This window comes from Pseudomonas sp. GM48 (assembly GCF_000282335.1).
In the GTDB taxonomy this organism is placed as follows: Bacteria; Pseudomonadota; Gammaproteobacteria; order Pseudomonadales; family Pseudomonadaceae; genus Aquipseudomonas.
This window is the reverse complement of record NZ_AKJM01000079.1, coordinates 1-20607: the sequence shown is the minus strand read 5'-3', so window position 1 is coordinate 20607 and position 20607 is coordinate 1. Positions and strand designations below refer to the sequence as shown.

The window sequence follows — 20607 nt, the reverse complement described above, 5'->3', positions numbered from 1 at the left end:
TTTTTTTTAGAAATTAGGACCAGTATCAAAAGATGTCAACGCTTTTTTCCGGCCTGACGACTGGCCAGCGCATGACATAAGATGGGCAACTGAGTCCGACAGCGGATCACCACGAGAAAAGACGCTTGAGCACGACAGCCGAAAAAAAACCGCGCACCAATCACCTGGAACTGGCCCGACGCATCCTCGAGCACACCCAGGAAAGCGGACTGGTGGCCGGCGACCCGGTGGCCGAACAGGCCCTGGCCCGCACGTTCCAGGTGTCGCGCACGCTGATTCGCGGCGCGCTGAAAGTGCTGCTGGAAGAAAACCTGCTGAGCCATGAAGCCGGCAAGGGCTACCGATTACTGGCATCGCCGTCGGGCCAGGCGTTCAACGCCGCCCTGCCCCAGGCCGAGGAAGAAGAGCTGGCCGCTTCGGTACTGCGCGACCGCATGGCCGGGCGCCTGGGCGACAGCATCAGCATCAGTGAACTGATGCGCCGCTACGACATCGGCCGGCCTGCGGCGCAAAAAGCCCTGCAGCAATTGAGCGAAAGCCAGGCCATCGAGCGCGGCCCCGGCCAGTCCTGGCTGTTTCGCCCGTCGCTGAACAGCCTGGCCGCTCTCGAAGAAAGCCTGAAATTCCGTTTGATCCTCGAGCCCGAAGCCTTGCTCAGCCCGAGCTTCAACGCCGACCCGCAGCGCCTGGCGCTGTTGCGTAGCGCCATGCAAACCCTGCTCGCCCGCCCCGTGGAAGACTTCGACATCCAACAGTTTCGCGAACTGGACATCAGCTTCCACGAACTGCTGGCCCAGAGTTGCGGCAACCGCTTCATCAGCGACGCCCTGCTCCAGCATCAAGGCCTGCGCCGCCTGCCGAACCTGCTGCCGTCGGTCAGTGTGCACCGCCTGCAAGAAGCCCTGCGCGAACACCTGCAAATCATCGCGCAGATCGAACGCGGACAGATGGAGATCGCCGCCGACCTGCTGCGCCTGCACCTGCGCTTGAGCGCCGCGCAACGCCCGCAAACCGCCAACCGGGGCATCCCGCAAAGTCATCTGTTTGGGCGTCGTTAAGCGCCCTGCAAAAACATGATGATTTTTTTTTGAAAATAAGACAGCATCAAAAACACCTTAAGGAACGGCGGGTCTGACCCGCCATGGACAGTCCCTCGCCATGCAAAAACAAAAACTGATCGCCCTGTTTCCGGAAGCCAGTTTCGGCGCGGCCTTGAACTGCATTGGTATCGCTCAGTCGTTGCGTGAGCTGGACGCCAGACCGGTGTTCATCTGCCATGAGCATTTCCAGGGGCTGTTCGCCGAATATGGATTCGACGAGTACCCGATTCCGCAAGTGAGCCCGTTGTCGGCGGCGGAACACCAGCACTACTGGGAACGATTCATCGAGCGCAGCATTCCCTACTTCGACCAGACCCCACTGGCACAGATCGATAGCTACGTGGCGCCGGCCTGGGAAGCGATCATCGACACCGCGATCGAAGCGGAAAAGCCCTTGCAGCAGTTGCTCAGCCGCCTCAAGCCGGATGTGATCGTGCTCGACAACGTGGTGATGTTCCCGGCCATCGCCAACGCCGGCTGCCCGTGGGTACGGGTGGTGTCCTGCGCCGAGACCGAACTGCCGGATGCCGCTGTTCCGCCGTACCTGTCCGGATGTCTGGCCAGTGACACGAAGGCTTGTGCGCGTTACTCCGAGCAATACCTGAAGGCCGTCGCTCCGGCCCATGAACGCTTTTCGCAATTTCTCCTCGGCAACCATACGGCGCCCTGTCCTGCGGGGCAGTTCCTCACCGATTCACCCTGGCTCAACCTGCTGCTGTCGCCGACGCCTGTGCGTTATGAACGCCGGCAGCCGCTCGATCCGCAGCGCTACGTGTACCTCGACGGCTGCGTACGGCGGGAAGCGCCGTACATCGTCCCGGACTTCCCACGGCACAACGACGCACCGCTGATCTACCTCAGTTTCGGCAGCCTCGGCGCCGCCGACACCGGGATGATGAAGCGCCTGATCAGCACAATCGAAACCTTGCCCTACCGCTTCCTGGTCAACGTCGGCGCCTACCGCGACATGTACACCACCGTGCCGGACAACGTGTACCTCGACAGTTGGTTTGCCCAACCGGCGGTGCTCAAGGAGTGCCAGTTGTTCATCCATCACGGTGGCAACAACAGCTTCTGTGAAGCGCTGTACTTCGGCTTACCGTCACTGATCATTCCGTATTGCTGGGACGGCCACGACAACGCCGCACGGGCCGAGGAAGTCGGCGTCGGCCGCTACTTGCCGCGCTTCGCCGATCCACTGGCCGACCTGCCCGCCGCCCTCGAACAGTTGCTGGCCGATCAACCGATGAAACAACGCCTCAAATCGTTCAGCGAGCGCATGCAGGCGACCCGCGGCACCGACATTGCCGCACGCGCGATTCTCGCTCTACCCGATCTCTAGCCATAACAACAAAAACCGTCGGGCAACCGAACGCAATCGTCGCTGCCCGACACACCGCCGGAGTTTCAGCATGAATGCCCCACCGCGTCTCGATTCGCCAGGCAACGCCCTGCCCCATCCCTTTTGGCAGGACACCGTCACCCCGCCATCCGCCGCACCGTCCGTAGCCGGAACAGTGCAATGCGACCTGGCCGTGGTCGGCGGCGGGTTCACCGGATTGTGGACGGCCCTGCTGGCTCGCCAGCGCCAACCGGGTTTGAGTATCGCGATCATCGAGGCGCGGCGCTGCGGTGGTGAAGCCAGCGGACGCAATGGCGGGTTTTGCGCGCCAAGCATTTCCCATGGTGTATCGAACGCGTTCAAGCGCTGGCCTGAAGAAGCAGAGCAACTGATCCGATTGGGCCGGCAGAACCTCGATGAGCTGGTCGCCGACCTGCAACGCTTTGGCATGCACGTCGAATTCGAACGCCAGGGCAAACTTAACGTGGCCAGCCAACCGTGGCAGGTCGACGGCTTGCGTTCAATGCAGCGTAACTACGCCCGCTTCGGCATTGACTGCGAGTGGCTGGAAGGCAGCGACCTGGCCCGGAAACTCGACTCCCCGGCGTACGTGGCGGGCCTGTTCGAACCCAACTACGCCCTGCTCAATCCAGCAAAAATGGCCGCTGAACTGCGTCGCGTCTGCCTGGAGCAAGGCGTTCAACTGTTCGAAAACAGCCCTGTCTTGCAACTGGATGCGGACAAAGACAGCTTGCGACTGCGCACAGCCAATGGCGAAGTGATCGCCGGGAAAATCGCCCTCGCCACCAACATCGCCCCGCCATTGCTCGGGCACCTGAAGTCGAGTGTGATTCCGGTCTACGACTACAGCCTGGTCAGTGAGCCGCTGAGCAATGAGCAACTGGCGGCCATTGGCTGGACCGGCCGCTACGGCATTGCCGATTCCGGCAATCAGTTCCACTACCTGCGCAAGACCGCCGACAACCGCATTCTCTGGGCCGGCTTTGATGCCATCTACCATTTCGGCGGGCGCCGTGACGAAGCCCTGACCCAGCGTCCGCAAAGCTTTCAACGCCTGGCCGAGCAGTTCCACCAGACTTTCCCGGCCCTGGGCAATGTGCGTTTCAGTCACGCCTGGGGCGGCATCATCGACACCTCCGCACGCACCACGATGTTCACCGGTTGCGAACATCAGGGCCGCGTTGCCTATGCCTTGGGTTTCACCGGGCAAGGTGTATCGGCCAGTCGCTTCGCCGCGCTGAACATGCTCGACCTGTTGGCCGGCGAGCGCACCGAACGCACCGAGTTGCTGATGACTTCCAAGGCGCCGTTTCGTTTTCCACCCGAACCGTTGCGTTATGTCGGCGTGAAACTGGCCCAGCGCTCTCTGGCGCGGGAGGACCGCGACGGTCACCGCGACCTGCTGCTCAAGACCTTCGATGCCTTTGGCATCGGTTTCGATTCCTGATCCGGAGACCACCATGCCCACAGCCCTGCCCCGGCACGTCATCGACTTCGCCCGCGACCTTGCACCCCGTGAAACTGAAATCAACGACCCGGCCGTGGTCGATGCGCCTTATCGCAGCAAGAGTTGGCGGCACTTTGTGGCGCCGGAGAAAAACGCCGTGGCCGGCATCTGGGAGGCTGGCCCGCACCGGGAACGTTGCCAGTGCGATTACGATGAGCTTTGCCACATTCTGGAAGGCACAGTGCGACTGACCGATGCCGAAGGCACCAGCCGAACGTTCGGGCCCGGTGACTCCTTCGTGGTCGCCAGCGGATTCCAGGGCACCTGGGAAAACCTCACCACGGTGCGCAAGGTCTACTTCATCCTCGGCTAACCGGCGGATAGAAGGAGCAACAAAACACCTGTGGCGAGGGAGCTTGCTCCCGCTGGGCCGCGCAGCGGCCCCAAAACCTGATCATTCAGGTAGCACCGAGCAAACAGGGTTTGCGACTGCTGCGCAGTCGAACGGGAGCAAGCTCCCTCGCCACAGGTGTTGGGGGTTCGTGCTTTAAGTGGTTACTGGCGTACCTGATTGCGCCCGTTGCGCTTGGCCTGGTACAGCGCGTCGTCGGCGCGGGTCAGCAGGCTTTCCGGTGTGTCGCCGGGTTGTGCGTGCGCCACGCCGAACGAGGCGGTGATGGTGTCCAGCACGGTGTCGGTGCCCCGGGCCTTGACCCGCAGCGACTGGATTTTCAGACGCAGGCGCTCGGCAAAAGCGCCGGCCGTGGCCAGATCCGGGCAATCCTTGAGCACGACACAGAACTCCTCACCACCGTAACGCGCCGCAATGGCTCCGGTGGGCAGCGAGTCACGCAACACCTGGGCGACATGCTGAAGCACGCGGTCGCCCAACGGATGGCCGTACTGGTCGTTGAATTGTTTGAAGTGATCGATATCCAGCATCACCAGCGCCACGCCGGTCGCCGCGTTATTCATCGCCTGTTCAAGCTGGCGGTTGAAGGTGGTGCGGTTGAGCAATTCGGTCAGGCCATCGAGGGTCGCGGCCAGTTGGGCGCGCTCCAGCTTGTCGCGCAGGCTTTTGATTTCATGCTGCGCCGACTGCAACTGGGCGAGGAAGTGTTCCTGCTGCCCCTGCATCAGCCGGGTACTCTGTTGCAGCTGGATCAGGATGCTCGGCAAGCGATCGCTGGCCGGCTCTTCGAGCATCTGCAGGTATTGGCCAAGGCTGGCCTGGAAGTTCTGGTTACCTTTCACGCTGCGCGAAACATCGCGCTCCATGTCGTCGACCAGGTTGATCGCTTCCTGCTGCCCGGAGCGGGCGTCCGCCAGTTCATCGCGGATGATGTACTCGCGAAACAGTTTGGTCGCCGACTCCGGCGGGAAACAGTCGAAGTCGTTGACCACCCGGTCCAGGTGCCGGTTGAGCTCCGGTTCCTGGCCCTTGCTGTAGGTGTACCAGAGCGCGTAGTGCACCGGGTTGGGCGGAATGTTGTGACGAACCATCAACGGCACTGCCTGCTTGAGCAACGCCGCCGCCTCGCGGGAGTCTTCTGGATACAGCGCTAGAACAGTCGCACGCGTGTCTGATTGGCTCATGGCTTCACTGTGGTTGTTTTTATTTGGCGATTGGCAAACTCGCTGAGCATAACCATACGCCCGACAAACGACCATCCCTGACGTTCACAACCGTTCAACCCGATCAACCGTTGGTTGGCAGTAACCCGGCCATGTTCTGCCGCCGACGATAAGCGGTATCACGGTTGGCCAGCCAGTAGTACAGCGGCGTAGTGACCACCAGACCGACCAGCCACGACAGATCCGCACCGTCGATATGCACTGCCACGGGACCGGTGTAGATCGGCGTGTTCATGAACGGGATCTGCACCACGATGCCAATGGCGTAGGCCAACAGCGCCTGCGGGTTGAAACGGCCATAAATGCCGCCGTCGACGCGGAAGATCGAGGCGATGTCGTAGTCGCCCTTGTGGATCGCGTAGAAGTCGATGAGGTTGATCGCGGTCCACGGCACCAGCACCACCAGCAAGGCCAGCACCAGGTCGACGAAGTGCCCGATGAAATCCGCCGACGCGCCAATGGCCGCCACGCAGCAACCGGCGAGGATGATCAGCGACAGCACCGCCCGGCTCGAAGCAGTCGGAATCCAGCGGTGAGCAAAGGTTTGCAGCAAGGTGATCACCGAGAGCACCGCGCCATACAGGTTCAAGGCGTTATGGCTGATCACGCTGAGCAGGAACAGCACCAGCATCAACGGGCCAATGGCACCGGTGGCGAGTTTCACCGCGTCCATGGTGTCCATGCCCATGGGCGTGGCCAACACGGCAACAGCGCCGAACACGAAAGACAGGATCGAGCCCAGCGACGAGCCGAGGTAGGTCGCCCAGAACGTCGAGCTGACCTTGACGTCTTTCGGCAGGTAGCGCGAGTAATCGGACACGTACGGCGCGAACGCGATTTGCCAGAGCGCTGCCAGCGACACCGTGGCCAGCCAGCCGGAAATGTTGAAACTGCCGCGGGTCAGGAAGTCATCGGTCTGCACGTGGGTCAGGATGTAGCCGAACCCCAGCACGATGCCCAGACCCAGCACCCAGGTGCCGATGCGATTGAGTACGTGGATGAAGCGGTAGCCAATGATGCCGATGATCCCGGAGCCGAGGCCGCCGAGGACAATGCCGACCGATACCGGCACACTTTCGACCACGCCATGCAACGACTTGCCGGCCAGGACGATGTTGGAGGCGAAGAAGCCGATGTACATCACGCCGGCAATCACCACCACCAGCAACGCGCCCAGCGAACCGAACTGCGCGCGGCTCTGGATCATCTGCGGAATGCCCATCTGCGGGCCTTGGGCCGAGTGCAGCGCCATCAGCACACCGCCGACCAGATGGCCAACGATGATGGCGACAATGCCCCAGACCAGGTTCAAGTGAAACAACTGCACGCCGAGCGCGCCGGTGACGATGGGCAACGGCGCAATATTGCCGCCGAACCACAGGGTAAACAGATCTTTGACCTTTCCGTGGCGATCCTCAGGAGGGACGTACCCGATCGTATGTTTCTCGATGAGCGGGGCGGATGAAGCGGTGGTGGACATGACGAACTCCAAGGCAAGGATGAGTACGTGTTCGTACTTCGGTGTGCGCGGGTAAACCTGCGCATTTCTTGTTGGAGGCGATCATGGACAAAGAGCGGCGGGAGGAAAATTACTTAATTTGTACCTTTAAACCTTAAAAAACATTGCGCAGTAATGGCTATTTATCAGCAGGAAAAACCAATAAAAATCTGAACAACGAAATCCCTGTGGGAGCGGGCTTGCTCGCGAAGACGGCGGCACATCCAACATCGATGTGACTGACATACCGCTTTCGCGAGCAAGCCCGCTCCCACAGGGTCCTGCGTTTTAACTGACTACCATCACCACTGCGCGAAGGCGACAAAGCTTGAACCCGAGGTATCGCACTGTTTTTTGTGGGAGCGGGCTTGCTCGCGAAGACGGCGGCACATCCAGCATCGATGTGATTGACGTACCGCTTTCGCGAGCAAGCCCGCTCCCACAGGGTTATGCGGTGCCTGAATTACCGGGCAGCCCAGGCATTGAAGCGCTGTTCAAGCTCCTCGCCGTGGTCGACCCAGAATTCCGCATCCACCGCCCGGGCACCGGCCAGATTGGCTTCGGCGGTCGGCAGTTGTTCCTGCACGTCCTTGGGCAGCAGCGGCAAGGTCTGGCGATGCACCGGTCCGTAAGGGATGTTTTCCGAAAACACCTTTTGCGTCTGTGGCTGGCTGGCAAATGCGATGAAGTTCTCGGCCAACGCCTTGTTCGGCGTGCCTTTGACCACCGCCCAGTATTCCGGGTCGTACAGGCTCTGCGGCCAGACGATGCTCAGCTTCATGCCTTCCTTTTGCGCCGAGGCGATCCGGCCGTTGTAGGCCGCGCTCATCACCACGTCCCCGGCGACCAGCCACTGCGCCGGTTGCGCGCCCGCTTCCCACCACTGGATGTTCGGCTTGATCTGGTCGAGTTTGGCAAAGGCCCGCGTCACGCCTTGGGGCGTGTTCAAGACCTTGTACACGTCGTCCGCCTTGACGCCGTCGGCCAGCAATGCGATTTCCAGGGTGTACTTGGCGCTCTTGCGCAGGCCGCGCTTGCCCGGGAAGTCGGCCACGTTCCAGAAGTCCGCCCAGGATTGCGGGGCCTTGGCCTGCTTGCTCTGGTCATAAGCCATGACCATCGACCAGACATAAGTGGCTACCCCGCATTCGGTCAGCGCACCCGGGACGAAATTCGCCGAATCACCGAAGCGTCCCGCATCGAGTTTCTCGAACAGGCCCTCCTCGCAGCCGCGCAATAGCTCGGGGCTTTCGACTTCCACCACGTCCCAACTGGTGTGACCGGCCGAGACCATGGCCTTGATCTTCGACAGCTCGCCGTTGTACTCACCGGCGATGATGTTGCCCGCACCGCTGGCGTTGAAGGGCTGGAAGTAGGCTTTATCCTGGGCCTGTTTGGTAGCACCACCGAAGGAAATCACGGTGAGGTCCTGGGGGGCCGCCCACACACTGGCACTCAACAACGCCAGGGCAAACGGAACACTGCAACGCAAGGATCTGGACATGGATCGCTTCCTCGGGCCTGTTCAGCCCTTTGTTGTTATGGGTGTTCGGATTCACTCAAGTAAGCCGCCAGGCGATCCATCAAGCGGTCACAGGCCGCCATCTGATCAACGCTGACGAATTCATCGGGCTTGTGCCCCTGATCCATGCTGCCGGGACCGCAGACCACTGACGGAATGCCGGCCTGATCGAACAGCCCGCCTTCAGTACCAAAGGCCACGGTGCTGAAATCGTCGCTGCCGCACAGCTGGGCAATCAGCCGGGCTGCGGCGCTGTCGGCGGGTGTCGCCAGGCCCGGATAGGCCGAGATTTTTTCAAAACGAATGGACGTGTCGGCTTTCACCGCCTGCATCGCCGGGAGCAAGGTTTGCTCGGCGTAGTTTTGCAACTCATTGGCGACCGCTTCCGGAGCAAAGTCCGGCAAGGCGCGCACTTCGAAATCGAAACGGCAATTCTCCGGCACGATGTTCAATGCCGTGCCACCGGAAATCACACCTACCTGCACCGTCGAATACGCCGGATCGAAGCGTTCGTCGTGATGCTGCGGTTCGGCCAGGCGCGTACCGATTTCACCCAGTCGACCGATCAGCCGTGCCGCCTGCTCGATGGCGTTCACCCCATAAGGCGCGTAGGCGGAATGGCACGGTGCACCGTGTACGTGGCAACGCATCGCCAGTTTGCCCTTGTGACCAAGCACCGGTTTAAGCTCGGTCGGCTCGCCGATCAAACACAACGCCGGCGCCGGGATGCGTTGCGGCAGCACTTCCAGCAAACCGCGCACGCCGAGGCACCCGACCTCTTCGTCATAGGAAAACGCCAGATGCACCGGGCGGCGTAACGGGCTGGCGAGAAACATCGGCACAGCGGCCAGCACCGAGGCCAGATAGCCTTTCATGTCCGCCGTGCCGCGACCGTAAAGCTTGCCGCCCGCCTCGCTCAGGCAAAACGGCTCGACCGTCCACGCCTGACCGTCCACCGGCACCACGTCGGTGTGCCCGGACAGCACGATGCCGCCGGCCACACGCGGGCCGACCGTGGCCAACAAGTTGGCCTTGGTGCGCTCGGCGTTGTAGATCAGTTCGCAATCCACGCCCAGTTCGTGCAGGTAGTCACGCACGAACTCGATCAGCTCCAGGTTCGAATCGCGGCTGACCGTGGCGAACCCGATCAACCGCGCGAGCATGGCGCGGCTGCGCAACTCACTCATCGCCGGGCACTCCATAGCTCGGGGCAAGAGTCGGATTGAGGGCGCGGGTCAGGTAGTCCTGCAATTGCGGCTCGTAGGCTTTCCACAGTTTGCCCAGTTCACCGATCGGGTTTTCATCGGCCCAATCCACCCGCAGATCGACAATCGGCCAGGTCAGGTCACCGACCACCGACAGCGCCGCCGAATGCACCGCGCCGGCTTCGCCGCCAGCCTCCTGCCCGGCCTGCAAGGCGTTCATCAGCCGGGTCGCGAGGCAGCCTTCGCTGTTTTCGAACGCCGCGACCATGGCTTCGATCACCCCACTGTTGGCCAGCAGATTGCCGGCCGCCACGCATTGCTCTCCAGCCAAGGCATTGTTGATGCCCAACGCATGATTGCCGCTGAACACCGCCGTGCGACCCTGGGCATCGACCACTGCCACTTGCCGATACTGGCTGTAGCCATTGCGGGTCAATGAGTGGTCCAGTGCCTGGGGCGGCGCCGAGCCGTTGGCCAGTTCATCGAGGATCTGCGGGCCGAGGGCCGGCAGCGTGATGTTCTGGCTCGACACCGCGCCGACCCCGGCACGCAGCCACGGGCAACGCGCGCCGACGGCAATGCTCGAAGAGCTGATGGCAATGCCCAGCTGGCCGGTCTCGGCGCAGCGACCAACGATGGAAAAGGTCATGGCGAATTCCTTATTCAGGGATGACAGCAATCACATCAATTTCCATCAGCCACTGCGGCTGGCCGAGGGCACTGACCACAAGGCCGGTGGAAATCGGGAACACACCCTTGAGCCACTTGCCGACTTCCTGATACACCGGCTCGCGGTAGCGCGGGTCGATCAGGTAAGTGGTGGTCTTGACGATGTGGCTCAGGTCGCTCCCCGCCTCTTCAAGCAATTGCTTGACGTTGCGCATGGCCTGCTCGGCCTGGGCACGCGGATCACCGAGACCCACCAGTTGACCGTTGAAATCGGTGCCGACCTGACCACGCACATACACCGTGTTGCCGGCACGGACGGCCTGGCACAGGTCGTTGTCGAGCGTCTGGTTCGGGTAGGTGTCTTTGGTGTTGAACATGCGGATGCGGGTATGAGTAGGCATTAACGAACTCCCATGAGGCTGGCTTTCTGAATAGGTGCACGGGCGGCGTCGGCTTGACGCTGGGTCGCATCCCGATAGTTGAAATAGGTGTGCTGTTTAACGATGTGATCGGCAATGTGCTTGGCGTCGTGCCAAACGCCCCAGATGAACGCTGAGCCTCGGCGGGACTGCCACGGCAAACCGACGAAATACACGCCGGGCTCGGCCGACACGCCGCGCTGATGCTGCGGCTTGCCGTTTTCCTTGAAGGCATCGACCTTCAGCCAGCTGTAGTCAGTTGAGTAACCGGTGGCCCAGATGATCGTGGTCACGCCGGCCTTGAGCAGATCCAGTTCAAGGATTGGATTGGTCACACAGTCCGGGTCCGTCAGCATGGCGCGGGCTTCCGGTTCCAGCGGCAGGTCCAGGCCATTGCGTTCGATATAGGCGTCGGCCTTGTCGAGCAGCGCGAGGTAATTTTCATCGCCGCGGCGGATGTTGTCGGCGAGGTTGTCTTCGAAACTCACCACCGCGCCGTTGAACGATTGGGTCAGGCCGACCAGTGTCATGCCTTGATGGGCCAACCGGCGGAAGTCCACGGTGTGGCCGCCACGGGCACCGCTCACGGCGATGGTCACGTGCTCCTTGCCCGGTTGCATGGCCTCGGCATCCCACTCGCCGAGCACCCCCAGCCACCAGCAGAAATCGCGATTGCGATAGGCCCGCGGCGGACGGTCGTGGGCACCCACCGACAGGTAGACCTGTTTGCCGGAACGTTGCAGTTCATCGGCGATCTGCACGCCCGACGAACCGGCGCCCACTACCAGCACCGCGCCTTCGGCGAGTTGCTGCGGGTTGTAATATTGGGCGGAGTGAATCTGGGTGATGCCGGCGATTTCGGGAGCAATGGGCGGAATGGCCGGACGCTGGAACGGGCCGGTGGCGACCACTACATGCCTGGCCTCGATCACACCGTCGGAGGTTTCGACAGTGAAACCCGGACGATCAGCATTACGCTGCACTTTCCTGACTTCAACGCCAGTGCGGATCGGCGCGTTGAATTTGCGTGCATAGGCTTCGAAATATTCAGCCACTTGCTCTTTCCCGGCGAAGGCATCCGGGTCCAGGCCGTCGAATTCCAGGCCCGGGAAGCGGTCGTGCCAGGCCGGGCCGTTGGCCACCAGCGAATCCCAGCGGCCGGTGCGCCAGGCTTCGGCGATACGATTGCGCTCCAGGACAAGGTGGGGCACGCCGAGCTTGCTCAGGTGTTCACTCATGGCCACGCCGGCCTGGCCGGCGCCAACAACAAGCGTATCAATTTCGGTTTTATCAACTGTCATGGCTGTGCACTTCTGAAAGGTGGTTTGATTCAGGTCGGTCATGGCTGCCGCCTCGAGTCTGATCACTGTTGTTCTTCTGCTGCGGCTATCGGTGTCAGGGTGTTGGCCGCATTCTGTTCGGAGCCGGGAAATAGCGAAATTATGTTTTTTGTGGTCGCTGGCGAGGAAAAAGCGACGAGGCGACCGGCTGGCCGCATGAGGTTGCGGCGGACCCGATCCCGGCCTATGGTCCTAGCGATGCAATGCCTGCGATTGACGCCTGATGGCACACCGCAGGTCGCTGTCCACCCAGTGCGAATTTGCGCAAGGAAGTGATGACATGCCTGACAACTCCCGCCCTGCCGTGCTCGAACTGATCGGCAACACGCCATTGGTGCGCGTCAGCCGATTCGATACCGGTCCGTGCACGCTGTTTCTCAAACTCGAATCGCAGAACCCCGGTGGATCGATCAAGGACCGTATCGGTCTGGCAATGATCGATGCCGCCGAACGCGATGGCCGCCTGCGTCCCGGTGGCACCATCGTCGAAGCCACCGCCGGCAATACCGGCCTCGGTCTGGCGCTGGTCGGCCGGGCCAAGGGCTACCGGGTGGTGCTGGTGGTGCCGGACAAGATGTCCACCGAGAAGGTCTTGCACCTCAAGGCCATGGGCGCCGAGGTGCACATCACCCGTTCCGATGTCGGCAAGGGCCATCCCGAGTATTACCAGGACGTCGCCGCACGGCTGGCGGCGGACATTCCCGATGCGTTCTTCGCCGACCAGTTCAACAACCCGGCCAACCCGCTGGCCCACGAATACAGCACCGCGCCGGAAATCTGGGCGCAGACCCAGCATGATCTCGATGCCATCGTCGTCGGCGTCGGCTCGGCCGGTACGCTGACCGGCCTGACCCGCTTCTTCAAACGCGTGCAGCCGGATCTGGAAATGGTCCTGGCCGATCCCGTCGGTTCGGTGATGGCCGAATACAGCCGCAGCGGCACCCTTCCCACCCCCGGTTCGTGGGCGGTGGAAGGCATCGGCGAAGACTTCATTCCGTCGATTGCCGACCTGTCCAGCGTGCGCCACGCCTATTCGATCAGCGACGAAGAAAGCTTCGACCATGCCCGCCAATTACTGCGCGCCGAAGGCATTCTCGGCGGCTCCTCGACCGGGACCCTGCTAGCCGCCGCGCTGCGTTACTGCCGCGAACAAACCGAACCGAAACGAGTGGTGAGCTTCGTCTGCGACACCGGCACGCGTTACCTGTCGAAGATCTACAACGACCAGTGGATGAACGATCAGGGCTTGCTGCAACGCAAGCACTACGGCGACCTGCGCGACCTGATTGCGCGGCGTTTCGAGGATGGCCGGGTGATCAGCGTCGGCCCCGATGACACCCTGCTCACCGCGTTCCAGCGCATGCGCCTGGCGGATGTATCGCAGCTGCCGGTGCTGGTGAACGGCAAACAACTGGTCGGTGTGATCGACGAGTCCGACATCCTGCTGGGCGTGCACGAGGACGCCGCGCACTTTCGCAAACCCGTGGCCAGTGCCATGACCGACAAACTGCAAACCCTGCCACCCGCGGCTACGCTGGCTGAGCTGGAGGCAGAACTGGGCCGTGGACTGGTGGCGATCATTCAGGATGCCTCGGGTTTCCACGGCCTGATTACCCGAACCGACATGCTCAATCACCTGCGGAGATCCCTGTCATGAGTCAGCACGATGAAAACGCCCCGCCACGGGGCTTCGCCACCCGCGTGATCCATGCCGGGCAAACGCCGGACCCTTCGACCGGGGCGCTGATGCCGCCGATCTACGCCAACTCCACTTACCTGCAACAGAGCCCGGGCGTACACAAAGGCCTGGATTACGGGCGCTCGCACAACCCGACGCGCTGGGCGCTGGAGCGCTGCGTGGCCGACCTCGAGGGCGGTACCCGGGCGTTTGCGTTCGCCTCGGGTCTGGCGACCATTTCCACGGTGCTGGAACTGCTCGATGCCGGTTCGCACATCGTCTCGGGCAATGACTTGTACGGCGGCACCTTCCGCCTGTTCGACAAAGTGCGCCAGCGCAGCGCCGGGCACCGTTTCAGCTACGTCGACCTGACGGACCTGGCGGCGTTCGAGGCGTCCCTGCAAGACGACACTCGGATGGTCATGGTCGAGACACCGAGCAATCCCCTGCTGAACCTCGCTGACCTTGCCGCCATCGCCCGCACCTGCCGCGCACGCGGCATCATCTGCGTGGCCGACAACACCTTCGCCAGCCCGTGGATCCAGCGCCCGCTGGAACTGGGTTTCGACATCGTGCTGCACTCGACCACCAAATACCTCAACGGGCACTCCGACGTGATTGGCGGCATCGCCGTGGTCGGGCAGAACGCCGAACTGGCGGAGCGCTTGGGTTTCCTGCAAAACGCCGTGGGTGCCATCGCCGGTCCGTTCGATGCTTTCCTCACCCTGCGCGGGGTGAAGACCCTGGCGCTGCGCATGGAGCGACATTGCAGCAACGCGCTGGAACTGGCGCAGTGGCTGGAGCGTCAGCCGCAAGTCTCACGGGTCTACTACCCCGGCCTGCCATCGCACCCGCAACACGAACTGGCCCAACGGCAAATGCGCGGTTTCGGCGGGATGATTTCCGTCGACCTCAACAGCGACCTGGCTGGCGCCAAACGCTTCCTTGAGAACGTGCAGATCTTCGCCCTGGCCGAGAGCCTGGGCGGTGTGGAAAGCCTGATCGAACACCCGGCGATCATGACCCACGCCACCATTCCAGCCGCCACCCGCGCACAATTGGGCATTGGTGACGGGTTGGTGCGATTGTCGGTTGGCGTCGAGGACGTGAAAGACTTGCGTGCTGATCTGGCACAAGCGTTGGCAAAGATGTAAATCACCTGAATTGCGCGACACCGCACAACCTGTGGGAGCGGGCTTGCTCGCGAAAGCGGTGGATCAGTCGGCAATGACGTTGCCTGACACAGCGCCTTCGCGAGCAAGCCCGCTCCCACAGGTCTTTTCCTGTTGCAATGCTGGTCAAGCACGCAGGAGTCCCTATAATCGCGGCGTTTTCGTCTACCCTCACGAAGCGTCGTGCAGCAAACAGCTTGTGCGAGGCGCATCGACATTTTTCCGCTATTGAACCGGAGAACTTCCATGCTCAAACGTACCCTGGCATTGGCCGCTGGCCTGACCCTATCCTTTTCCGCCCTGCTGACACAGGCTGCCGACACATTGAAAGTCAGCGCCATTCCTGACGAAGCCCCCACCGAACTTATGCGCAAGTTCAAGCCTCTAGGTGCCTATCTGGAGCAACAACTGGGGATGAAAGTCGAGTTCGTACCGGTTTCCGACTACCCGGCGGTGGTCGAGGCCCTGGCCACAGACCGCATCGACATGGCCTGGCTGGGCGGCTTCACGTTCGTGCAGGCGCGTCTGAAAACCGGCAACGCCATTCCATTGGTACAGCGTGAACAGGATGCCCGGTTCACCAGCAAATTCATCACCGCCGACCCGGCCGTCAAGTCGCTGGCCGACCTCAAGGGCAAGTCCTTCGCCTTCGGTTCGGTTTCTTCCACGTCCGGCAGTTTGATGCCGCGTTATTTCATGCTTAAGGACGGTATCAAGCCGGAAAGCTATTTCAGCCGCGTCGGTTACTCGGGCGCCCACGACGCTACGGTCGCCTGGGTCCAGGCCGGCAAAGTAGACGCCGGCGTACTCAATGCCAGCGTCTGGGAAAAACTGGTCGCGGCCGGCAAGGTCGATACCGACAAGGTCAAGGTCTTCGCCACCACGCCGGCCTACTTCGACTACAACTGGACCGTGCGCGGCACCCTCGACCCGGCCCTTGCCGATAAAATCAAGGTGGCCTTCCTCGCGCTCGACCCGGCCAACCCGGAGCAAAAAGCGATTCTGGACCTGCAAGCCGCCAGCCGCTTCATCGAGACCAAGCCTGAGAACTACAAGGGCATCGAGGAAGCCGCGCGCGCTGCCGACCTGCTGAAATGACATTGCATCTGAACCGGGTCAGCCTCACCCACGGCAATGACGTGCGTGCGCTGCATGAGATCGACCTGCACATCGGCGCCGGTGAGCAGGTCGCCATAATCGGTCCGTCCGGCGCCGGCAAGTCGAGCCTGCTCAACGTGCTGGCCACCGCCCTGCGCCCTGACAACGGCGCGGTCGAGGTACTCGGCGAGCACGCCTGGCAGCTGGGTGCGCATCGGCGTCAGCAACTGCGGGCGCGCATCGGTCTAGTGCATCAGGCGCCACCGCTGCCACCGCGGCAGCGGGTGGTCACGGCGGTGCTGGCCGGAAAGCTTGGGCAATGGGGTTTTGCCAAAAGCCTGCTAAGCCTGCTGCATCCGGTGGATGTGCCTGGCGCCCGCGCAGCCCTGCTTAAACTCGATCTGGGCGACAAGCTGTTCGCCCAGTGCCAGCAATTGTCCGGCGGCCAACTGCAGCGCGTGGGCATTGCCCGCGTGCTGTACCAGGCGCCGGAAGTGCTGCTGGCCGATGAGCCAGTGTCGGCGATGGACCCGGTGCTGGCCGGCCACACCCTGTCAGTCCTCTGCCGCCACGCCCGGGAACACAACGTGACGCTGGTCGCCAGCCTGCATGCGGTGGAACTGGCCTTGGCGCACTTTTCACGCATCATCGGTTTGCGTGACGGTCAGATCCTGTTCGATCTTCCCGCTAGCGACGTCGACCACGAATTGCTCGACAAGCTCTACGCCAACGAGCAACTGCTATCGCCGCCCGCTCCGGTGGCGCCCTTGATCCTGCAGATTCCCCGATGCTGAAGCGCGATACACGAGATCCGGCCACGCGCCTGCGCCTGCTGCTGACCCTGCTGGCCATTGCCCTGCTGTGGCCGGGTATCCGCTACAGCGAACTGGACCTGGGTGTGCTGCTCAAGGCCGATAGCCAGAGTGAGATGGGCCGTTTTGTTTCGGCCTTCTGGCCCCCCGCCCATGGCGAAGAGTTCTTGCAATTGCTGTGGCAAGCCACCCTGCAGACACTGGCCATCGCCACCGCCGGCATGGCCCTGGCCCTGCTGTTGGCCATCCCCGCCAGCCTGCTGGCCAGCCGGGCGCTGTCGCTGTCGGCGGCCTCGCGCAGTGGTCGCCCGAGCGCCCTGGGTCGGCTGTTGCGCTGGCCGGTGCGCGGGTTGCTGATCTTCCTGCGCAGCGTGCCGGAAATCGTCTGGGCCTTGCTGTTCGTGCGCGCCGTCGGCCTCGGCCCGACGGCCGGGGTGCTGGCCATTGCCATCACCTACAGCGGCATGCTGGGCAAGGTCTATGCGGAAATCTTCGAATCGGTCGACCAGCGTCCCGCCCATGCGCTGCTGCAAGCCGGCTGTGGTCGGCTGACGGCCTTCTGCTACGGCATTCTGCCCAATGTCGGGGCGGAGCTGCTGTCGTACACGGTGTACCGCTGGGAATGCGCGATCCGCGCGTCCGTGGTGATGGGCTTCGTCGGCGCCGGCGGACTGGGCCAGCAGATCGACCTGTCGCTGCGCATGTTCGCCGGCGGTGAAGTGGCGAGCATGTTGCTGACCTTTTTCGTATTGGTGCTGTTCGCCGATCAGATCAGCCGCCTGCTGCGTTGGAGGTTCGCATGAATCGCCTGATCAACCTGCTGCTGATCCTCTGTATCGGCGCAGCGGTCGTCGCCTCGTTCAGCTATCTGGGCATCGACCTCGGCGAGCTGGGTGGCAGCAGCAACCTGAAGCAGATGGGCGCCTACGTGCTGCGCTTTCTCAGCCCCGACCTGAGCGCCGGCCACCTGCAAGCCATCGGCCGTGGCGCCGTGGAAACCATGGCGATGTCGGCCCTCGGCACCCTGCTCGCGGCGGTGTTTGGCCTGCTGTTGGCACTACCGGCGGCCGGGCGTTTCGGCTGGCTGTTGCAGAGCGCGTCGCGACTTGTGCTCAATGGCCTGCGCGCCATTCCCGAACTGGTGTGGGCCGCGCTGATGGTGCTGGCGGCCGGACTCGGCCCGAACGCCGGTACCCTGGCGTTGGCCATGCACACCACCGGCGTGCTCGGCCGACTCTTCGCCGAAGCGCTGGAAAACACCCCGCCGGGACCGGCCAACGCGCTGCGCCTTCAGGGCGCCAATGTGGTCTGGGCCTTCTGTTACGGCACCCTGCCGAATCTGTTCCCACAGTTGCTGGCGTACATCCTGTACCGCTGGGAAAACAACATCCGCATGGCCAGCGTGCTCGGCTTTGTCGGTGCCGGTGGTTTGGGGCAGATGCTTTATGTCAGCCTCAGCCTGTTCCAGGAAGCCCAGGCGAGCACGGTGATTCTGGCGATGTTGCTGTTGGTGTTTGCCGTCGATGGGCTGAGCAGTTGGAGTCGCCAGCGTTGGGTTAAGGCTTGATGGGGGATTGCATGGATTTGCTCAGCTGTTTGCATTAGAGCTGAGCAGGCATTTGTATGGAGTTGACTGCCGCTTTTTATGGTTATGACCCGTAGAAAACGACCCAAAGCGGCCGGTGGGGACAGGCAGAAACCGGCCAGTAGCAGTCGTTCCCTCGCGTTAGGATTGATACAGAAAGCTGTCATGAGTAGCGATCGAGTCTGCAGATTTAGTGACGTCGGGGCTATAAGGGGCCCCGACGCATCCGGTTCGCTTCGTCGCCCGGGGGTGGAGCAGAGGTGATCGTTCCCTCATCTGAGATGCGACGCAAGCGGTCACTCCGCGCTCGCTGACCAACCGCATTCGCCTGTGGATTCAACCGGTCGACGCATCAGATTGACTAAATGGCATTCCCTTTAAGCCTATTTGTGTTTCTGCTTCATCGCTTTATCGCGTTCATTTCAGGCAAGAAAAAACGCGCCGTCAACCAGCAGGTTATGGTTGAAGTCGCAAAGACTATGATCATTTCAATAATATAGTCCGCGAACTGAGCACTCTTAACCCCGTGCACGACAGTGGCGACAAACAACAACATCCACAACATAGCCAAGCCCCCCCGTCAAGGAAATGACCACGCAGTTGCGCGTAGTCCTGTGGATTTTTTTTAACGCGATCAGCGCTGCGAACCCCAGAAATGGGAGTAAAAAAACCACCTGCGCAATGAGCGGAGCCGCTATGGGCATTAGCACCAGCTCGGTGCCCCTTACCTCGCCCATCAGCCGTGCATTGCTCGCCAAATGTACGAGCAGAGCCACGAATTTGACGACACCAACGATGAGTCCAAGCATCAAGGGGCAGAAGAAGAATGCAAAGAATACTTTGCGTCGTGGGTAACTCACTTTACTCATGGGGTACAACCTTGGTTTGACCGTCCGCTACTGGCCGATTTCTGCCTCTGACGTGGGGCCGCGTGCGACCCAATACGGTCGTTTCGTTGCTTGCTAAGTCATGTCATAGCTCAACGAGCTGCAAACATCCCTGTTGACAGGCTGTGAGAATCTCTTGCGCCAACTGGTCATCGGCCACAGCTCGAGCTAGTGCCAAGCCACCAATCATCCCTACGGCAATTTGCACAGCATGCTGGCGTGTATCCGTCTCTGTCGTCGATTTCAGTCCGGATTCCAGGCGTGTAATGAAAGCTGCGAGCACTTTGGTGTAGCTCTCCTGGATGGCTCCGTCCTGCTGAGCAGCATCATTGACCATGAAAGCTAACGGACAGTGCATACGGCTTGCATCCCGATGGTCCATGCGCAGATAGTCTTTCACTACCTGTTGTAAACCGTCTTTACCAGCCTCTTCCAGTATCGCGCCCCCCGCGTTCGCGGCATTTCTAATAGCTTCGGTGTAAAGCTCCGTTTTGGATGCGAAGTGACTATAGAAGGCCCCCCGGGTCAATCCGGCACTCTCCATAATTGAGTCAATACTGACTTTTTCGAAACCTTCTAGTGCGAAGAGTCGCGCTGCGCTATCCAGAATCATCTGTCGAGTGGTTGCGCGCTGTGTAGCAGGCCAGGGCATACATCTTCTCCTCAGTAAAGCGTGAGATGGAGTATGACAAAACGGGACTTTATGTTCTTGAACATAAAGTCATACCGACCAGAATTGCCGACTCTTCCCTCAAGGAGCTACTCATGAGATTGCACATACTGGGACCTGGATTTAGCACCTTCGTACGTAGTGTCAGACTTTACTGCGAAGAGAAAGCGCTGGATTACACACACGGGATGCACGTGGATGGTAAAACGATCACGCTCCACAGCCCTGAACACAAAGCACTGCATCCTTTTGGCAAGGTCCCGGTGTTGCTGCATGGTGAGCGGAACGTAATCGAAACAACCACCATTTGCCGCTACCTGGATGAAGCCTTTGCGCATACTTCTCTAAGACCCGCAGACTTGGCCCAGAAGGTAAAGGTCGATCAGTGGTCCGCTGCCCTGGCGATGTATGCCGATGATCGACTGATACGTCGTTATCTTTTATTGCTGGTTTCACCTGCGCAGCCGTCACGCCCTATCGATAGAGAAGCTGTGGCTAACGCCGAGC

At 61.4% G+C, this 20607-nt stretch carries 20 protein-coding genes; 11 read left to right on the top strand and 9 right to left on the bottom strand.

All coding sequences use genetic code 11. The annotated features are described in order from the left end of the window. Nucleotides 1–125 precede the first annotated feature (125 nt). From PMI28_RS14160 to PMI28_RS14175, 4 genes are all read left to right on the top strand, one after another. Nucleotides 126–1058 carry a GntR family transcriptional regulator gene (locus PMI28_RS14160; RefSeq protein WP_007987084.1) on the top strand — a complete coding sequence of 311 codons (933 nt, stop codon included), beginning with the start codon at nt 126–128 and terminating at the stop codon, nt 1056–1058. A gap of 100 nt (nt 1059–1158) precedes the next feature. After that, nucleotides 1159–2442, top strand: a complete 1284-nt coding sequence (locus PMI28_RS14165) for a nucleotide disphospho-sugar-binding domain-containing protein (RefSeq protein ID WP_007987082.1) — start codon at nt 1159–1161, stop codon at nt 2440–2442. A gap of 70 nt (nt 2443–2512) precedes the next feature. Next, entirely contained in the window at nt 2513–3910 is a 1398-nt protein-coding gene (locus tag PMI28_RS14170; RefSeq protein WP_007987080.1) for an NAD(P)/FAD-dependent oxidoreductase, read from the top strand. A 13-nt stretch (nt 3911–3923) separates the two neighbouring features. Continuing rightward, on the top strand, nt 3924–4283 hold the full coding sequence (locus PMI28_RS14175; protein ID WP_007987078.1) for a cupin domain-containing protein: 360 nt from the start codon (nt 3924–3926) through the stop codon (nt 4281–4283). 182 nt (nt 4284–4465) lie between these two features. On the opposite strand, the gene PMI28_RS14180 is transcribed toward PMI28_RS14175, so the two are convergent. The 7 genes from PMI28_RS14180 to PMI28_RS14210 form a co-directional block, all read right to left on the bottom strand. Then, nucleotides 4466–5506: a GGDEF domain-containing protein gene (locus PMI28_RS14180; protein ID WP_007987076.1), complete on the bottom strand. Its 1041-nt coding sequence runs from the start codon at nt 5504–5506 to the stop codon at nt 4466–4468. 103 nt (nt 5507–5609) lie between these two features. Next, nucleotides 5610–7025, bottom strand: coding sequence for a purine-cytosine permease family protein (locus tag PMI28_RS14185; RefSeq protein WP_007987075.1), 1416 nt, complete (start codon nt 7023–7025; stop codon nt 5610–5612). 481 nt (nt 7026–7506) lie between these two features. Beyond that, on the bottom strand, nt 7507–8547 hold the full coding sequence (locus PMI28_RS14190; RefSeq protein ID WP_007987073.1) for an ABC transporter substrate-binding protein: 1041 nt from the start codon (nt 8545–8547) through the stop codon (nt 7507–7509). Between the two features lie 35 nt (nt 8548–8582). Next, on the bottom strand, nt 8583–9752 hold the full coding sequence (gene argE / locus PMI28_RS14195) for an acetylornithine deacetylase (RefSeq protein WP_007987071.1): 1170 nt from the start codon (nt 9750–9752) through the stop codon (nt 8583–8585). Next, nucleotides 9745–10419, bottom strand: a complete 675-nt coding sequence (locus PMI28_RS14200) for a DUF1028 domain-containing protein (RefSeq protein WP_007987069.1) — start codon at nt 10417–10419, stop codon at nt 9745–9747. The genes argE and PMI28_RS14200 overlap by 8 nt, the downstream gene beginning before the upstream one ends. 10 nt (nt 10420–10429) lie before the next feature. After that, entirely contained in the window at nt 10430–10840 is a 411-nt protein-coding gene (locus PMI28_RS14205; RefSeq protein WP_003201555.1) for a RidA family protein, read from the bottom strand. After that, nucleotides 10840–12201, bottom strand: a complete 1362-nt coding sequence (locus PMI28_RS14210; RefSeq protein ID WP_007987067.1) for a flavin-containing monooxygenase — start codon at nt 12199–12201, stop codon at nt 10840–10842. The genes PMI28_RS14205 and PMI28_RS14210 overlap by 1 nt, the downstream gene beginning before the upstream one ends. Before the next feature lie 277 nt (nt 12202–12478). Between PMI28_RS14210 and PMI28_RS14215 the strand changes: the two genes are divergently transcribed. The 6 genes from PMI28_RS14215 (at nt 12479) to phnE (ending at nt 18525) form a co-directional block, all read left to right on the top strand. Continuing rightward, nucleotides 12479–13855, top strand: a complete 1377-nt coding sequence (locus PMI28_RS14215; protein ID WP_007987065.1) for a pyridoxal-phosphate dependent enzyme — start codon at nt 12479–12481, stop codon at nt 13853–13855. Next, nucleotides 13852–15030: a trans-sulfuration enzyme family protein gene (locus tag PMI28_RS14220; protein ID WP_007987063.1), complete on the top strand. Its 1179-nt coding sequence runs from the start codon at nt 13852–13854 to the stop codon at nt 15028–15030. Before PMI28_RS14215 ends, PMI28_RS14220 begins: the two co-directional genes overlap by 4 nt. 264 nt (nt 15031–15294) lie before the next feature. Next, nucleotides 15295–16146, top strand: a complete 852-nt coding sequence (locus tag PMI28_RS14225) for a putative selenate ABC transporter substrate-binding protein (RefSeq protein WP_007987061.1) — start codon at nt 15295–15297, stop codon at nt 16144–16146. Beyond that, nucleotides 16143–16940 carry a phosphonate ABC transporter ATP-binding protein gene (locus PMI28_RS14230; protein ID WP_007987059.1) on the top strand — a complete coding sequence of 266 codons (798 nt, stop codon included), beginning with the start codon at nt 16143–16145 and terminating at the stop codon, nt 16938–16940. Before PMI28_RS14225 ends, PMI28_RS14230 begins: the two co-directional genes overlap by 4 nt. Beyond that, the gene (locus PMI28_RS14235; RefSeq protein WP_007987057.1) at nt 16934–17761 is read left to right on the top strand and encodes a PhnE/PtxC family ABC transporter permease; all 828 of its coding nucleotides are present in this window, start codon (nt 16934–16936) and stop codon (nt 17759–17761) included. The genes PMI28_RS14230 and PMI28_RS14235 overlap by 7 nt, the downstream gene beginning before the upstream one ends. Continuing rightward, nucleotides 17758–18525, top strand: coding sequence for a phosphonate ABC transporter, permease protein PhnE (phnE, locus tag PMI28_RS14240; RefSeq protein ID WP_007987055.1), 768 nt, complete (start codon nt 17758–17760; stop codon nt 18523–18525). Before PMI28_RS14235 ends, phnE begins: the two co-directional genes overlap by 4 nt. A 536-nt stretch (nt 18526–19061) precedes the next feature. Here phnE and PMI28_RS0128535 read toward each other — a convergent pair. Next, the gene (locus PMI28_RS0128535; protein WP_007987053.1) at nt 19062–19412 is read right to left on the bottom strand and encodes a hypothetical protein; all 351 of its coding nucleotides are present in this window, start codon (nt 19410–19412) and stop codon (nt 19062–19064) included. 103 nt (nt 19413–19515) lie between these two features. Further along, the gene (locus PMI28_RS14245; RefSeq protein WP_007987051.1) at nt 19516–20082 is read right to left on the bottom strand and encodes a TetR/AcrR family transcriptional regulator; all 567 of its coding nucleotides are present in this window, start codon (nt 20080–20082) and stop codon (nt 19516–19518) included. A gap of 113 nt (nt 20083–20195) precedes the next feature. Here PMI28_RS14245 and PMI28_RS14250 point away from each other — a divergent pair. After that, on the top strand, nt 20196–20607 hold a 412-nt coding region (locus PMI28_RS14250; RefSeq protein WP_007987049.1), incomplete at its 3' end, for a glutathione S-transferase family protein.

Bases quoted from the DNA above. Each gene is read 5' to 3' on its own strand.
- PMI28_RS14190 (WP_007987073.1), bottom strand. From the start codon at position 8,547: ATGTCCAGATCCTTGCGTTGCAGTGTTCCGTTTGCCCTGGCGTTGTTG.
- PMI28_RS14165 (WP_007987082.1), top strand. From the start codon at position 1,159: ATGCAAAAACAAAAACTGATCGCCCTGTTTCCGGAAGCCAGTTTCGGC.
- PMI28_RS14170 (WP_007987080.1), top strand. From the start codon at position 2,513: ATGAATGCCCCACCGCGTCTCGATTCGCCAGGCAACGCCCTGCCCCAT.
- PMI28_RS14185 (WP_007987075.1), bottom strand. From the start codon at position 7,025: ATGTCCACCACCGCTTCATCCGCCCCGCTCATCGAGAAACATACGATC.
- PMI28_RS14245 (WP_007987051.1), bottom strand. From the start codon at position 20,082: ATGCCCTGGCCTGCTACACAGCGCGCAACCACTCGACAGATGATTCTG.
- PMI28_RS14230 (WP_007987059.1), top strand. From the start codon at position 16,143: ATGACATTGCATCTGAACCGGGTCAGCCTCACCCACGGCAATGACGTG.
- PMI28_RS14225 (WP_007987061.1), top strand. From the start codon at position 15,295: ATGCTCAAACGTACCCTGGCATTGGCCGCTGGCCTGACCCTATCCTTT.
- PMI28_RS14175 (WP_007987078.1), top strand. From the start codon at position 3,924: ATGCCCACAGCCCTGCCCCGGCACGTCATCGACTTCGCCCGCGACCTT.
- PMI28_RS14220 (WP_007987063.1), top strand. From the start codon at position 13,852: ATGAGTCAGCACGATGAAAACGCCCCGCCACGGGGCTTCGCCACCCGC.
- PMI28_RS0128535 (WP_007987053.1), bottom strand. From the start codon at position 19,412: ATGAGTAAAGTGAGTTACCCACGACGCAAAGTATTCTTTGCATTCTTC.
- PMI28_RS14235 (WP_007987057.1), top strand. From the start codon at position 16,934: ATGCTGAAGCGCGATACACGAGATCCGGCCACGCGCCTGCGCCTGCTG.
- PMI28_RS14180 (WP_007987076.1), bottom strand. From the start codon at position 5,506: ATGAGCCAATCAGACACGCGTGCGACTGTTCTAGCGCTGTATCCAGAA.
- PMI28_RS14205 (WP_003201555.1), bottom strand. From the start codon at position 10,840: ATGCCTACTCATACCCGCATCCGCATGTTCAACACCAAAGACACCTAC.
- argE (WP_007987071.1), bottom strand. From the start codon at position 9,752: ATGAGTGAGTTGCGCAGCCGCGCCATGCTCGCGCGGTTGATCGGGTTC.
- PMI28_RS14210 (WP_007987067.1), bottom strand. From the start codon at position 12,201: ATGACCGACCTGAATCAAACCACCTTTCAGAAGTGCACAGCCATGACA.
- phnE (WP_007987055.1), top strand. From the start codon at position 17,758: ATGAATCGCCTGATCAACCTGCTGCTGATCCTCTGTATCGGCGCAGCG.
- PMI28_RS14200 (WP_007987069.1), bottom strand. From the start codon at position 10,419: ATGACCTTTTCCATCGTTGGTCGCTGCGCCGAGACCGGCCAGCTGGGC.
- PMI28_RS14215 (WP_007987065.1), top strand. From the start codon at position 12,479: ATGCCTGACAACTCCCGCCCTGCCGTGCTCGAACTGATCGGCAACACG.